This window comes from Neobacillus terrisolis (assembly GCF_051233475.1).
GTDB lineage: Bacteria > Bacillota > Bacilli > Bacillales > Cytobacillaceae > Bacillus_BU.
Window position 1 is genome coordinate 183,270 of sequence record NZ_JBKFGH010000004.1, and the last position, 14,795, is coordinate 198,064.

14 protein-coding genes are annotated in these 14,795 nt (G+C 30.0%); all 14 read left to right on the top strand.

What is annotated here, in order from left to right:
* Nucleotides 1-6: 6 nt before the first annotated feature.
* The 14 genes from ACI48O_RS02975 (at nucleotide 7) to ACI48O_RS03035 (ending at nucleotide 14,793) form a co-directional block, all read left to right on the top strand.
* Nucleotides 7-1,113, top strand: coding sequence for a glycosyltransferase family 4 protein (locus ACI48O_RS02975; protein ID WP_435560217.1), 1,107 nt, complete (start codon nucleotides 7-9; stop codon nucleotides 1,111-1,113).
* 78 nt (nucleotides 1,114-1,191) lie between these two features.
* Complete coding sequence (locus ACI48O_RS02980; protein WP_435560218.1) at nucleotides 1,192-2,391, top strand: O-antigen ligase family protein; 1,200 nt, start codon at nucleotides 1,192-1,194, stop codon at nucleotides 2,389-2,391.
* Nucleotides 2,391-3,410, top strand: a complete 1,020-nt coding sequence (locus ACI48O_RS02985; RefSeq protein WP_435560220.1) for a glycosyltransferase family 2 protein — start codon at nucleotides 2,391-2,393, stop codon at nucleotides 3,408-3,410. Before ACI48O_RS02980 ends, ACI48O_RS02985 begins: the two co-directional genes overlap by 1 nt.
* Nucleotides 3,407-4,411, top strand: coding sequence for a glycosyltransferase family 2 protein (locus ACI48O_RS02990; RefSeq protein WP_435560221.1), 1,005 nt, complete (start codon nucleotides 3,407-3,409; stop codon nucleotides 4,409-4,411). Before ACI48O_RS02985 ends, ACI48O_RS02990 begins: the two co-directional genes overlap by 4 nt.
* A 12-nt stretch (nucleotides 4,412-4,423) precedes the next feature.
* Nucleotides 4,424-5,572 (top strand): glycosyltransferase, encoded by a 1,149-nt coding sequence (locus tag ACI48O_RS02995; RefSeq protein WP_435560223.1) that lies wholly within the window; start codon nucleotides 4,424-4,426, stop codon nucleotides 5,570-5,572.
* Nucleotides 5,529-6,551 carry a glycosyltransferase family 2 protein gene (locus tag ACI48O_RS03000; RefSeq protein ID WP_435560225.1) on the top strand — a complete coding sequence of 341 codons (1,023 nt, stop codon included), beginning with the start codon at nucleotides 5,529-5,531 and terminating at the stop codon, nucleotides 6,549-6,551. Before ACI48O_RS02995 ends, ACI48O_RS03000 begins: the two co-directional genes overlap by 44 nt.
* A 99-nt stretch (nucleotides 6,552-6,650) precedes the next feature.
* Entirely contained in the window at nucleotides 6,651-7,661 is a 1,011-nt protein-coding gene (locus ACI48O_RS03005; RefSeq protein WP_435560227.1) for a glycosyltransferase family 2 protein, read from the top strand.
* Between the two features lie 130 nt (nucleotides 7,662-7,791).
* Nucleotides 7,792-8,895, top strand: coding sequence for a polysaccharide pyruvyl transferase family protein (locus ACI48O_RS03010; RefSeq protein WP_435560228.1), 1,104 nt, complete (start codon nucleotides 7,792-7,794; stop codon nucleotides 8,893-8,895).
* A 41-nt stretch (nucleotides 8,896-8,936) separates the two neighbouring features.
* Nucleotides 8,937-10,487 carry a lipopolysaccharide biosynthesis protein gene (locus tag ACI48O_RS03015; protein ID WP_435560229.1) on the top strand — a complete coding sequence of 517 codons (1,551 nt, stop codon included), beginning with the start codon at nucleotides 8,937-8,939 and terminating at the stop codon, nucleotides 10,485-10,487.
* 88 nt (nucleotides 10,488-10,575) lie between these two features.
* Nucleotides 10,576-11,607 carry a UDP-glucose 4-epimerase GalE gene (gene galE, locus ACI48O_RS03020; protein WP_435560230.1) on the top strand — a complete coding sequence of 344 codons (1,032 nt, stop codon included), beginning with the start codon at nucleotides 10,576-10,578 and terminating at the stop codon, nucleotides 11,605-11,607.
* 18 nt (nucleotides 11,608-11,625) lie between these two features.
* Complete coding sequence (locus ACI48O_RS22765) at nucleotides 11,626-11,784, top strand: hypothetical protein (RefSeq protein ID WP_472850863.1); 159 nt, start codon at nucleotides 11,626-11,628, stop codon at nucleotides 11,782-11,784.
* A gap of 41 nt (nucleotides 11,785-11,825) precedes the next feature.
* A complete protein-coding gene (locus tag ACI48O_RS03025; RefSeq protein WP_435560231.1) occupies nucleotides 11,826-12,446 on the top strand; it encodes a sugar transferase in 621 nt (206 codons plus the stop codon).
* 110 nt (nucleotides 12,447-12,556) lie between these two features.
* Entirely contained in the window at nucleotides 12,557-13,714 is a 1,158-nt protein-coding gene (locus ACI48O_RS03030; protein ID WP_435560232.1) for a DegT/DnrJ/EryC1/StrS family aminotransferase, read from the top strand.
* A 29-nt stretch (nucleotides 13,715-13,743) separates the two neighbouring features.
* Nucleotides 13,744-14,793 carry an ATP-grasp domain-containing protein gene (locus tag ACI48O_RS03035; protein WP_435560233.1) on the top strand — a complete coding sequence of 350 codons (1,050 nt, stop codon included), beginning with the start codon at nucleotides 13,744-13,746 and terminating at the stop codon, nucleotides 14,791-14,793.
* Nucleotides 14,794-14,795 lie beyond the last annotated feature (2 nt).

Consider the following 14,795-nt stretch of genomic DNA (forward strand, 5'->3'; position numbering starts at 1 on the left):
AAAATAGTGAAAAAAATCCTATATATAACGACCTTGAATAGAACAATTAATGCATTTTTAATTCCCCATATAGAAAAACTCATATTTGACGGCAACAAAGTTGACTGTGCATGCTCTATCGATACTCAAATAGACCAAAACCTTACAGGTAAAAGCGTAAGGTTTTTTCATGTTCCTTTTACTAGGAACCCATTTCATCCGATAAATTTAAAAGCATATAAGGATTTGCTGAAGCTACAGGCTAAAAATAACTATGATATCGTTCATGTGCATACTCCCATTGCAGCGTTGTATGGGAGACTTTTAAAGCTTAAGTTCCCAAAACTAAAAACGATCTATACAGTACACGGATTTCACTTTTATAAAGGAGCTCCAATTTTAAATTGGGGTATCTATTATCCCTTAGAAAAAATGATGGCTAATTTTACTGACACCCTAATAACAATGAATCTTGAAGATTATGAGAGAGCTCAGAGGTTTAATGTCAAGAAGGTATACAAGGTAAATGGTGTAGGTGTAAATTTATCTTCTTTTAATGTTAATTTATTTAATAAATGTGAGATCAGAAAGAAGCTAAAGCTAAGGGAAGATGACTTTGTAATTATAATGATTGCTGAAGTGAATAAAAATAAGAATCATAAACAAATGATAAATGCCATTGAAATTCTTCACAAGAAAGGTATTAATGTAAAAGTGATTTGTGCGGGTGATGGCCCACTTTTGGAAGAGATAAAAAAGGATATAGTGGGTAGAGGGCTGGATAAAAACATACAGATGTTGGGGACAAGAAGTGATATTAATGAGTTAATCACAGCGTGTGACATTGGAATACTGATGTCTTATCGCGAGGGACTTCCGAGAAATATTATGGAGTTGATGGCATGTAAAAAACCTGTAATAGGAACAAATATACGAGGGATCAGAGATCTTGTAGTGGATGGAGTTAATGGGTTCTTAGTCAATGTAAATGATTCAAGAATTACTGCAGAAAAGATAGAAGAACTTATTAATAATAGGATGCTCTTAGAGAAACTGGGTTCCAATGCACATGAATTCATAAAAAATTATGATGTAGACCGAGTTATAGAAAATTTGGTTGAGGTTTATGTTTAGTTATAATTACATGGCCCAATTTGAAGCGAGGAAAGAAGTAAATAAAAAATATTAACACATTTAAGGGTATTGATATTTATGGAGAATATTATAGAGCAGGAGAAATTTGCTACATTTAGTATTCAAAACATACTAATTTTGGTTATGATTTTATTTTTTGGTTTTACATCACTAAGGTTTGGAATGTTCGGAATTGGTGAACTGATTCTATTGTGTTTTTGCGTGTTACAAGTATTCGGTCGAAACACTATTCTAGTATCTTTGAATAAACATATCTTTTCAACATTTTGGATTTTTTATATTGCGATCATCACGTTTGGATATGCCGTAAATACTCTATTGGATATAGCACCTCAATCGGTTAAGTTTGATTATAGAGCATATATTGTAATATTATTTTTATGTTTTTCGTTTGAGTTATTCTTTAAAAGGAATAGTTTTACAAATCTATATAGTTTATTACGGTTTATTTATTTTGGGGGATTATTTGTAATTGGAATCTTGTATTTTTTGTATTTACAGGGGGCAAGAAGTTTATTTGGTTTTAGTTTAACATACGCTGGATCCAGTATTTTTTCACCATTTGCCAATGATTATCACCAGTTTGCTTATTTTGTAACTCCATTACCATTTATAGGACTATATATATTGTCAAAAGAAATGAAGATTACCAATAAAATTTTATCGGTGTTGGGTATTGTTTTATGTATAAATATTGGTTTAGCTACTACTTCTTCCACCTTAGTTTCAGCATGGGGAATTTCAGCTGTTTTATTTTGTTTTTTAAAAATTTCTCAATTCTTAAATAAACAAAATAAATCTCTAAGTATCAATGTTGTATTAATTTGCGTTATCATTTTTATTGCTTTTTTCAACTTTGAAAAGGTATTAGCGTTAGTCAATGATTTTTTTGAAGGAGATACAAATGGTGAAAATAGACTTATTATATGGGGGAATGCAATTAAAGCTTGGCAGCATTCACCAATATTTGGATTGGGTCCAGGTTCTTATAGCGGTACCCAGGTATTTGGGGGATTTGAGGCTCATAATACTTTCCTGCAAATATTGACCCAAGGTGGGGCAGTAGCTGGCATCGCCTACCTCTTTTTAGTTTTAAAAATGACAAAAGCTACATATATGAATACTTTTATTTTATGTGCAGTTGTTTCTTTATTAATGTACGGCTTAGGGATTAATGATTTACGAAGATCTGTTTTATGGTTTTATTATATCTTATTTTATTTTCTATGTTTAACAAGTAGAGGGGTAAAAAATTGATGGATCTACCATTAATATCAATTATAATACCAGTTTATAATGCTGAAAAAACTATTGAACGAGCAATTAAAAGTATTCAAAATCAAAATTTCTCAGATTTTGAACTATTGCTTATTAATGATGGATCTCATGATAATAGTAGGCAAATAATTGAATTGTTTGCTAATGAGGATTCACGTATCAAACTTTATAATGAAAAAAATTCTGGGGTTAGTTCTGCACGAAACAAGGGGATAACGCATGCTAATGGCAAGTATATATTATTTCTAGATGCAGACGACTATTATGTGGAAAATGCCTTTGAAACAATAATACCTGAGCTTGATGAAGGGACTCAATTGGTAATTTTTGGTTATATCATTCAATATGGAAAAGAGTATTCAAAAAGTGTATTACCGGACTATAAAAATTTAGAATTTAATAACAAGAAAAATTTTCGGGATTTTGCCGTTTCATTAATTAGTAATGAGATGATCAATGCTCCCTGGAACAAAATTTACTTAACAAGGTATATAAAAGAAAATAAGATAATATTCCCACCAGATTTAAATATTGGAGAAGATTTAAAATTTAATTTGTCTGTTATAAGAGATATACAAAATGTAAAAATCTCAAATAAACCATTGGTTAATTATACGGTTAAAAAAGGCGAGGGGTTAGTTTCAAAATTTCGGAAAAATCGGTTTGAATTAAGATATAGCCTTCTGATGGAATTAAAAGAGTTATTAACCTATTGGGATAAAATTTTTGAAAATCAAGCCATGATAAACCGGATGGTAATCCGTGATATTATGGCTTATTTTATGGATTTTTATAAAAGTAGCTGTTCGTTAACGTATAATGAAAAACTTAACAAAATTAACAATATCATATTAAGAAAAGATATCAGAGATGTATTAAATAAGAATCATTATGATGATATTTCGACCAGAGTTTTAGAGCTTATTTTAAGAACTAATAATGCCAAATTAATATTATTAGCTGCGAAAATTTTAAGCATAAAGCGGGTAATAAAATGAAAATAAGTATAATAGTAGCAGCTTATAATGTTGAAAAATATATTGAGAAATGTCTTAAATCGATCACTTCTCAAACCTTTAAAGAATTAGAAATTATTGTAGTGAATGATGGCTCCATCGATAGTACCCAAGAGATAATAAATAATATTGCATTAACTGATAAAAGAATCGTGATTATTAATAAACCCAATGGGGGACTTAGCTCCGCTAGAAATGCAGGCTTAGATAAAGCTACTGGAGATTATATTGGTTTTATTGATGGTGATGATTATATAACTGAAGATCTGTATGAGAATCTTTTGGGAGAAATATTAAATAATAAATGTCAGATTGCAATGTGTGCTGTACTTAAAGTTTATTACGATTATTCAGAGCATGATGGTTTAGTAGTTGATTCAACAGTTCTTAATAGGAGAGAAGCCATTAAGGCTTTAATTGAAGAAAAGTACATCAAACATTATGCAGTAAACAAACTTTATCAAGCTCAACTATTTAAAAATGTAAGATATCCAGAGGGAAGATTGTATGAGGATATATTTACCACCTATAAACTTTTTGCTGGAGCAAATAAAATAGCTTACTCTAATAAAATTGGTTATTACTATACTCAAAGACAAGGGAGTATATTGAGGTCAAAATTTAATATAAGGAAATTGGATTGTCTCCAAGCTTTTAGAGAGTTTAAAGTATATGTAGACGCTACCTTTCCTGAACTCAGTGGACAATTATTATGGCGATTAAATTTATCATTAATTAATTCTTTATTAGATATGTTAAAGTCTGAGTCATTATATAGAAACTGTGAATTTAATGAAATGGGTTCAATATTAACGAAAGAAATAAGAAAAAATAGTCTTTTTTATCTTAAGAGTGCTAACATTCCAATGATTTATAGAATTCTAGCTGTCTTTACTTTTGGAGGTTACCCTTTTATGCGGACATTGTTTAAAACACCTTTTATAAAAAGTAAGATATTGAAAAGGTCGACGGAGCTATTATAGGAGGGTGAGAGTATGAAAAAAATCCTATTTGTTATTGATAAAATGACTTTGGGTGGTGCTGAAAAACTACTAATTGATATTGTAAATAATCTTTCAAAAGATAAATATGAAATAACTGTTTTTAAATTATTTAACGGAGGAGAACTTGACAAACTAATAAATAAAAATGTAAAGCAAATTAGCTGGCTAAAAAAACAACATAAAGGTATTTACAGAGTAATTAGATATTTTAACCCTGAGGAAATATATAAAAGAAATATAAAAGAAAAATTTGATATAGAAATCTCGTTTAAAACAGGTATGCCAGAAAAAATAGTGGCAGCTTCACCGAATAAAAGCTCAATTAAAATTGCATGGATCCATGGAGATATGGAGTACCAAAATTATGGTTTAGAAAGTCATAGAACTAAAGAGCTGCAATTTAGGTGTTATTCGAAGTTTAACAAGATTATTATGGATTCGCAAAAATGTGAGAATAGCTTTAAAAAGGTAGTTGGGGATTTTTATAATTTTCATTTGATATATAACGGTGTAGATTTGGAGAAGGTAAAGTTACTTTCAAGAGAAAATAAAGACATACCGTATAATCCCGAGAAAATTACCTTTTCAACCATTTCAAGGTTAAGCTATGAAAAAGGTATTGATAGGTTAGTTCTGGCAGTAGAAAAACTTGTAAATGAGTCGATAAATAATTTTGAGGTTTATATTATTGGCGGTGGAAGTATGAATAAACAGCTCCAAGAAATGATCCATGAGAAAAATTTGAACAATCATATATTTTTACTTGGTGCTAAACATAACCCGTATAAATATCTACCAGAAACTGATGCATTTATTCTTGCTTCAAGAACAGAGGCCTTATGCATTGCGATTATTGAAGCTATGACATTAAAAGTTCCAGTCATTTCAACAAAATGCGGAGGTCCTGAAGAAGTGTTAGGAGAATCTGAATTCGGAGTCCTTGTAGAAAATAGTGTTGAAGGTATATATAACGGAATGAAACAGTTTATTGAAAGAGAAATTCAAATCAAAAATCTTTATTCAGATAAAGGAGCGCAAAGAAGTAAAGACTTCAGTGTTCAAGCAATGATATCGAATATAGAGGAGCTATTTGATAATGTCAGTAAGACCATTGATCAGCATCATTATGCCGATATATAATGCAGAGAAATATGTTTGTGAAACTATTAATAGTATCCTAAATCAATCATTTAATAATTTTGAAGTAATATTAGTAAACGATGGATCGGTGGATCGAAGTGGTCAAATTTGTGATGAATACTCAAAAAAAGATACTCGAATAAGAGTATTTCATATTGAAAATAACGGACCCGGCAATGCAAGAAATTATGGTATTTCCTTAGCAAAGGGTGAATATATACAGTTTGTTGACAGTGACGATGAATTAGCAAGGGATATGCTGGAGCAACTGATAAATTGTATAACTAATGAACCCTCCGATATTGTAGTTTGTGGCGTAAAGAAAATGAATTTTTTGAAACAAGAAACAATCCACTCCTTATCTACACGAGTCTCATTAGATAGGGATATTAAAAAAGATTTCATTAAATTGCTTAAGATGGGTCTTGCTTTTGCACCGTGGAATAAATTATATAAAAAAGAGATTATCGATAAATACAAAATAAAATTTAATAATGAATTACGTTTAGGTGAAGATGCGCTATTTAATATTGATTATTTTTCTAAGGCCAATAAAGTTTACATCTTCGAAAAGCCTTTATATATCTATTTTCAACGAACGTCCAGTTTGACAAATAAATATAATAATGAAAAAGAAAGAATACAGATATTATTATACAATAAATTAATGGAATTTTTTGGTAAAGAGATAGACGCAAATATTATTAAAGAAGTAAATGCATATTATCTTATGGAGTTTAGTTATGTCATATATCAAAATAGTATAGGGATAAAAAATATTGAAGATTTTACCCAAAAAGTTAAAGATACTAAGAGACTCATAAATAGTCCTGAATTTAAAGCTGTGAAAAAAAATAATTATCCTTATAGTTTAATTCAACGTGTTGTATTAGTACTATGCAAACTTAAATGTGAGCCAGTACTATTGCTAATTCTCTATTTTCACAATAAATTAACTAGACCTCTATTTATGAAATAATTCATATTAGAGGTTTTTTATTTTCTCATTCTTAATGACTAATGGTGAAGAACAATACTCTTTCACATAAATTCAAAAAAGGTATTGGAGGCAGAATAGATGCCAACAGTTATTTCAGTTATTATCCCAGTGTATAATGTTGAAAAATATTTAAGTATTTGCCTAAAGTCTGTTTTAGAACAAACAATGGGTGATTTTGAAGTTTTACTTATAAATGATGGTTCAACAGATAATTCTGCTAATATATGTGAACATTACGCACAAATCGATAAGAGAGTAAAAGTTTTTCATACAAGTAACTCTGGACCAGGAAAAGCAAGAAATAAAGGTCTAAAAGAAGCATCGGGTAAATATATAATGTTTATTGATTCTGATGATTATGTTGATCAGAACACTTTTAAAATAGCTTTAAATATAATGGAAAAAAATAATGTGGATTTGGTTATATATTCTTTTTATAAAATAAAGCTGAATGAAATAGAAAAAAGAGAGCTTAGTGAATGTTATTTTAAAGATCCGTTTAGTAAGGCTAGGTTTTTAGAAAAAATTTGGCTTGATGAAGAAATGTTAGCTTCTACGTGGAACAAAATATATAAGTTAGATGTTATTAAGAAAAACAGTATATCCTTCAATGAGGATTTTTTTATGGCAGAGGATTATCTATTCAACATTCAATACATTGATACAATAGAGAAAGGAATTAGTATTAATTCTCCTTTATATCATTATATAAAACATGAAAATAGTGTAACAACTAGAGTTCTATACAACAAGTATTATATTGCTTTGACGGTTTATAAGGAATCCTTGAAGTTACTTAATAAGTATAATATTAAAGAAGAAAAGTATTTAAACAAGATACATAGTGAATATCTAACGGGTCTGTTAAGAGCTATGTATGAAACCACAAGGCATGGTTACAATGAAAACTTAATTGAAAAACTTAAAGAAATAAAAAAATGCATGAATGGAAAAGAAACTAGAGAGCTATTATCAAATTCGCTTGATCTTTCAATGTATAATCGATTTGTAGCATTCTGTTTGAAGAATAAGCAAAGTATATTATATTACATAGCATTTAAAATACGTAATACAGCAAAGGGGTTCTAATATAGACCTTTTTCTAAACAAAATTAATCCAAGAATTCCTTTTAATAATTAGTAGGAACCGCACCTGCGAAATGATTTTTCTGAATATTAGATAAATATTGATTATTCAAATAATTATAAGGGGGATATTATGAATACATTAATTAGACACATAAAACATTATATAAAGTATGGTTTTCTTGGACCTTTTTTACAATATATTTCAAATGAAAAAAATCTAAACAAGTTGAAAAAAAATCATAATATAAAGAGAATTTTTGTAATGCAGACTCCTCAACATGGGAATTTGGGGGATCATGGTATAGCATATGCTCAAAAGGATTTTTTACTAAAGAACATCAATGATTTTGAGTATATAGAAATTCCCTTTGAAGAAGTATTTAAAAAGGCGAGAACTATAAAGAAAATGATAACTTCTGAAGACTTAATAGTGATACATGGTGGGGGAAACATTGGTGATATGTATCTATATGAAGAGTTAACCAGAAGGTTTATTGTTAGTTACTTTAAAAACGTTAGAATTATTTCTTTCCCACAAACGATAAGCTTTAGTAACACTCTTCTTGGAAAGATTGCATTACTGGGTTCTAAGAGAGTTTACAGAAAAAACAAAAATTTTTTTATTGTTGCAAGAGAATCTAAATCATACGAAATAATGAAAAAAGAATTTGGGGAAGAAAAAGTGTTAATGACACCTGATATAGTACTTTCTTTAAATAAAAGGGGAGAAAATGATAGGAAAGGAATTGTTACTTGTTTAAGGAATGATGTAGAACAAAAGATTGATAATAGTTTTAAAAATGATTTGTTAAAACATCTTAAAGAAAAGTATCAAAATGTTAAAGTTTCAGATACAAGAGTAGACTATAGAATATTTATAAGTCAAAGAAATGAAGAGCTACAAATAATATGGGAAACATTCAGAAATGCAGAGGTTGTATTAACAGATAGATTACATGGCATGATTTTTTGTGCAATTACTGGGACTCCATGTATCGTGTTTAATAATTTTAATCATAAAATTGAATATAGTTACAAGAACTGGTTAAGTCATTTAGATTATATCAAGTTTACTCAAAGTGACAATATCGACTATATAATCGACTTAATTGAATCACTAAAGTGCAAAGGTAATTTGAATTTAACAGAAGGAATAAATTCTGGGAATTTTTCAACTCTGATACGTTTAATAAACAACTTAGCTTATTCCGAAAAGATAAAGGAAATAAGTTGAATTTGTTAAGTAAATACTGTTAAAGGTAAAAGGGACAAAAAATGAGAAGCGTTAATTCAATTAAAAATATATCCATTAGTATCGGAACACAATTAATTATCATTTTACTTGGTTTCATATCCAGGAAAGTATTTTTAGATAGCTTAGGGACTGAGTATCTGGGGTTAAATGGAGTCCTTACTAATATTTTATCTATGCTTGCATTAATAGAAAGTGGCATAGGAGCGAGTATCACTTATTTTTTATATAAACCATTAGCAGCAAATGATAAGCATAAAATAATCGCACTAATACAACTATATAAAAAAGCTTATAGAATATTGGCAGTTGCTATTCTCATCTTGAGTTTAGGCTTTTATCCTTTCTTAGATAATGTAATGAAGGGCGGAGAAGCGATATCATATATTAGCGCAGCATACTTTATTTTTGTAACTAAAAGTATGATTTCCTATTTTTTCGCACACAAAGTAGCATTAATAGTAGCTGACCAAAAGGAATATGTATTAACTCGAATAAATATTCTCTTTCATCTAATATCCACTATTGTCAAAATAACGTTACTTGTATTAACAAAAAACTATTTACTCTTCTTATTAATAGAATTAGTAACAGTTTTTATACAATCTTTATTCAACAGTAGGATAGTAGAAAAAAGATATAGTTATATAAAAACAAAAGATCGGTATTCCATTGATAAAAAAGAAAAGGAAAGTCTAGTCCATAATGTAAAAGCATTATTTTTGCACAATATAGGTTATTATGCTGTTTTTGGAACAGACAATCTTCTGATATCATCCTTTGTAGGAGTTGTTATTGTAGGGCTTTACTCTAATTATATAATGATCATTGGCCAGCTCGGGTCTCTTATATCTCCAATATTGGGAGGAATTACTGCGAGTATTGGAAATTTAATTTCTTTGGAAGATACCGAAAAAAAATTTTCTGTTTTTAAAGTAATTTATTTACTGAACTTTTGGTTTTATTCAGTTGGTGTAATTTTTTTATATAACATTTTAGAACCATTTATTAATTGGTGGCTTGGTTCAGGATACTTATTAGATTCACTTACTTTTACCATAATATTGATTAATTTTTATATAACAGGAATGAGAGCATCTATTATAACTTTTAAGCAAACGGGAGGGATTTTTGTTCAGGATAAGTATATGCCTTTACTTGAAGCGGCAATAAATTTAGGAACATCATTATTATTAGTGAAATACTTTGGATTAGCAGGAATCTTTATAGGAACAACCATTAGTTCATTAAGCACTGTATTTTGGAATGCACCTCGTTTGGTTTTTAGGCATGTATTTAAAACCAGTGTGAGAACATATTTTGAAAAATATTTTTTATATGCTTTGTTAACTTTAATAACATGCTATATAACAACTAAAATATGTAATTTTCTTGTGACAGAAACCAACCTTTTATCACTTGTTGTTAAAGGTGTTATTTGTTTAATATTACCAAATGTTATTTATTTAGGTGTTTTTTATAAAAAAACTGAACTTCAATATGTAAAAAATATCTTAAAAAATTTAATTTCAATCTATAAAAAGAATAAGAAAACATCTCATTTGGTTGGCTAATGGGATGTTTTTTCTTTTAACACAAAAAATAATCAAGTCTTCTTAACTATGAATATAAATTAAGGAAAAACTAAGAGGGGATGAAGTTATGAAAATCTTAATTACAGGTGGAGCAGGTTACATTGGAAGTCATACTTGTGTGGAATTATTAAATTCAGGATATGAAATAATTGTAGTGGATAATCTTATGCATAGTAAATATGAAACGTTGAATCGAATTAGTCAAATAACAGGTAAGGATTTTAAATTTTATAAAGTAGATTTACTAAATCAAGATTCTTTAGAAGAAATATTTGTGGAAAATCAAATAGATGCTGTAATCCACTTTGCAGGATTAAAAGCAGTAGGTGAGTCTGTAACCTTACCACTTTTATATTACAAACAAAACATTACAGGCACCTTAAAATTATGTGAAGTAACGAGAAAATATGGTGTCAAAAAAATTGTATTTAGTTCTTCTGCTACAGTATATGGAAAACCTGAATCTGTACCTATATCTGAAGATTTTTTACTAGGAGCAACAAATCCATATGGGCGTACTAAACAGATTATTGAAGAAATCTTCCGTGATCTGAATATGTCTGACCCAGAGTGGAGTGTTGCTCTTTTGCGATATTTCAATCCAATAGGAGCTCATAAAAGCGGACTGATCGGCGAAGATCCAAATGGAATTCCAAACAATTTACTTCCATATATCTCACAAGTAGCTGTGGGGAAGCTTCGTGAACTAAAGGTTTTTGGAAACGACTATCCCACAAAGGATGGAACTGGTGTTAGAGACTATATACATGTTGTAGATCTTGCTCTTGGGCATTTAAAAGCACTAGAAAGAGTATTAGGGTCGAAAGGTGTTGAAGCCTATAATCTTGGTACAGGAAAAGGTCTTAGTGTTTTAGAAGTGGTTGATGCATTTGAAAAGGTATCTGGAAAGAAAATCCCTTACCAAATTGCTGAACGCCGTCCCGGTGATATAGCAATATGTTATGCAAATCCGTTTAAGGCAAAAAATGATCTCGGATGGGTTGCGAGTCGAGGAATTGAAGAAATGTGCGAGGATTCGTGGCGATGGCAATCAAACAACCCAAATGGATATAAGGAAAAAGCAATCATATTTGATTAGTAATTAAGGAAGTAAATTATGGATATTTCCAAGAAAATTACAAAGAATCAGTTTAAGGAAATATTATTATATGCTCTTGAAAAGGGGGAAGGAGCAGAAAATTTAGAGGTAAATGACCTAATAAATGATATTAAACATCTAATTATTTCCACAATAAATAGTTCTAATAGGTCCTAAGGTAACATTATCGTAATTTAGGGAGGAGTATGGGACTTATAATGAAAAGAATATTTGACTTAATTTTTTCTATTCTGTGTATAATTATTTTTTTACCAGTATTGTTATTGACTTCTTTCTTAATAAGAATAAAACTTGGTGCACCAATTCTCTTTAAACAACAACGCCCCGGTTTAAATGGGAAGCTTTTTGCTCTTTATAAATTTCGTACAATGACAGATCAGCGAGATCAAAATGGAGAGTTATTACCAGATTATTTACGACTAACTTCATTTGGTAAACTGGTAAGAAAATTAAGTCTAGATGAGTTTCCGCAGCTCTTTAATGTTATCAAAGGAGATATGAGTTTAATAGGGCCAAGGCCATTACTAAAAGAATATTTATTAATATATACGGAAGAACAAGCTAAACGTCATCATGTTCGGCCAGGAATTACAGGTTGGGCGCAGATAAATGGAAGAAATGCAATCACGTGGGAGGAGAAATTCAAACTAGACGTTTGGTATGTTGAAAATCAAAGTTTCATCCTAGATATAAAAATCTTAATATTAACAATTAAAAAAGTCCTCATTTCAGATGGAATTAGTAGCCACAATCATGTTACTATGCCGAAATTTGGTGAACATTCTTCTAAAAATCAACAAAATAACACATCAATGTAAATACCGTTGCTGTATTTTCTTTAATTAGCTTTACGATATGAAAAACTATCGACCGCCCATTGGTTTGATAGTTTTTTTGCGTTATTAGGAAAATTAAAGGAGTGTTTAATATGTTGATAGATAAAGAAAAAATATACCTTTCATTGGCTCATATGAGTGGAAATGAACAAAAATATATAAATGAGGCGTTTGAAACCAACTGGATCACTCCCTTAGGTCCAAATGTCGATGCTTTTGAAATAGAAACGGCGTCATTTGTTGGAGTGAAAGCAGCCGTTGCAGTAAGTTCAGGAACTGCGGCCATTCACTTGGCCCTTCAATTATTGGATGTTGGTCCTGACGATAGAGTGTTTTGTTCAACTCTTACTTTTGTGGCTAGTGCAAATCCAATATTGTATCAAGGTGCAGAACCTGTATTTATAGATTCAGAACCTGAAACGTGGAATATGTCTCCGCAAGCATTAGAACGTGCTTTAAAGGAAGCTGCTATAGAAGGTAAGCTACCTAAAGCAGTAATCGTTGTTCACTTATATGGTCAAAGTGCAAAAATGGATGAAATTTCGTATTTATGTAATAAATATAACATTCCAATAATTGAAGATGCTGCTGAATCCCTGGGCTCCACTTATAAAGGAAAAGCAAGTGGAACAATGGGCACATTCGGAATATATTCCTTCAACGGCAATAAAATCATAACTACATCTGGCGGTGGAATGCTGGTATCCAACAATAGGGATGCGATAGAAAAAGCACGTTTCTTGGCAACTCAGGCAAAAGATTCAGCCCCATATTATCAACACAGCATAATGGGTTTTAATTATCGGATGAGCAATATTTTAGCTGGAATTGGTAGAGCTCAATTAGAAGTATTAAATGAAAGAGTGAGAGATAGGAGGGCAATTTTTGATTATTATTATCAAAAATTATCTAACTTACCAGGAATAACTTTTATGAATGAGCTCAAAGATACACAATCTAATCGCTGGTTAACCACTATTTTAGTAGAAGAAAAAGATGCAGGAATCTCTTGTGAGTCTTTATTAAAGAACCTTTCAGAAGAAAATATTGAGGCTCGACATGTATGGAAGCCACTACATTTGCAGCCTTTATTTAAAGGTACTGCATATTATTCACATAGTGAAAATGAAAATGTTGCTGAATTATTATTTGAAAAAGGAATATGTCTCCCGTCTGGCTCTGGAATGACAAAGGAACAGCAAGAGCGGGTAATAAATTTTATTCTTAATATCATAAAAGTAAGGGTATAAAAACAAAACTCCTAATAAGGAAGGTAATTATGAACATAATAATAATAGGGTGTCATAGGGGGCTAACTAGATGTGTTATAAAAAGTCTTAAAAATACTAGAATGAAATTTTTATTTATCGGTACCAATGAGCTAACTAAATCAGTGGCACTATCCAAGTTTTGTAAATCATGTCATGAGATAGAAGAAAAAGATTTACATATTGATAGTATCACCCTTATTGAGATTATCAAGACAAAAATGAGTACTAAAGAGAAAAATTTTATTATACCTACTGGTATTCGTTCTACATTGTATGTCAGCAAGTATGCAAGAGTAATTGATGATATCGAAAATTGCTTTCCTATTTCAGATTACAATATATTGAAAATGCTAAATAATAAATGGGATTTCTATTCCTTCCTAATGAAGCATAATATCGCCACACCGATGACAAAACTATTAGAAACCGAAGAAACACAAATAAAAAATAACGACTTATTTTTTCCGGTTATTACCAAGCCGCTCGATAGTGAAAATTCACAAAATGTTATACGGTCAGACAACTATGAGGAATTATTTGAAGTTACAAGAAGAACTAATACTCAATTATTGGTTCAAGAATTTATCCCAGGTTACGATGTAAACTTGTGTATCTTCAGCATAAATGGAAAAATTAACGCTTGGACTATTAATAGTAGAACAGATAAGGGGTTAGTATTTGAGGAAAATAAAGAAATCCTACAAATTGGAGAAGCGATAGTAGAAATTTTAAATTTTACAGGATTAATTCACTTTGATTTAAGGATAAATAAACAAGATGGAATAATTAAAGTCATTGAATGTAATCCAAGAGTTTGGGGAAGCATTCTTCATTCAGTTTATGCGGGTGTAAACTTTTTGGAGTTAGCGGTTAATTCTCAAAATAGTACATTTAATAAAATTGAACCTGGTACTGTTTCTTTAAACAAAATTTCACTTATGAATAACTTAAAAGATCTCTCTATAACAAGTAAGGATATTAAATCAATATTTATCCAAGCTAAATACTTCTTTAGTGATCCTATTTATGAGTTGGACTTCGTTATTAATAACAAATGATT

What these genes read in the sequence shown, in the direction of transcription:
- ACI48O_RS02980 (WP_435560218.1), top strand. Translation starts at nt 1,192, where the DNA reads ATGGAGAATATTATAGAGCAGGAGAAATTTGCTACATTTAGTATTCAA.
- ACI48O_RS02985 (WP_435560220.1), top strand. Translation starts at nt 2,391, where the DNA reads ATGGATCTACCATTAATATCAATTATAATACCAGTTTATAATGCTGAA.
- ACI48O_RS02990 (WP_435560221.1), top strand. Translation starts at nt 3,407, where the DNA reads ATGAAAATAAGTATAATAGTAGCAGCTTATAATGTTGAAAAATATATT.
- ACI48O_RS02995 (WP_435560223.1), top strand. Translation starts at nt 4,424, where the DNA reads ATGAAAAAAATCCTATTTGTTATTGATAAAATGACTTTGGGTGGTGCT.
- ACI48O_RS03000 (WP_435560225.1), top strand. Translation starts at nt 5,529, where the DNA reads ATGTCAGTAAGACCATTGATCAGCATCATTATGCCGATATATAATGCA.
- ACI48O_RS03005 (WP_435560227.1), top strand. Translation starts at nt 6,651, where the DNA reads ATGCCAACAGTTATTTCAGTTATTATCCCAGTGTATAATGTTGAAAAA.
- ACI48O_RS03010 (WP_435560228.1), top strand. Translation starts at nt 7,792, where the DNA reads ATGAATACATTAATTAGACACATAAAACATTATATAAAGTATGGTTTT.
- ACI48O_RS03015 (WP_435560229.1), top strand. Translation starts at nt 8,937, where the DNA reads ATGAGAAGCGTTAATTCAATTAAAAATATATCCATTAGTATCGGAACA.
- galE (WP_435560230.1), top strand. Translation starts at nt 10,576, where the DNA reads ATGAAAATCTTAATTACAGGTGGAGCAGGTTACATTGGAAGTCATACT.
- ACI48O_RS22765 (WP_472850863.1), top strand. Translation starts at nt 11,626, where the DNA reads ATGGATATTTCCAAGAAAATTACAAAGAATCAGTTTAAGGAAATATTA.
- ACI48O_RS03025 (WP_435560231.1), top strand. Translation starts at nt 11,826, where the DNA reads ATGAAAAGAATATTTGACTTAATTTTTTCTATTCTGTGTATAATTATT.
- ACI48O_RS03030 (WP_435560232.1), top strand. Translation starts at nt 12,557, where the DNA reads ATGTTGATAGATAAAGAAAAAATATACCTTTCATTGGCTCATATGAGT.
- ACI48O_RS03035 (WP_435560233.1), top strand. Translation starts at nt 13,744, where the DNA reads ATGAACATAATAATAATAGGGTGTCATAGGGGGCTAACTAGATGTGTT.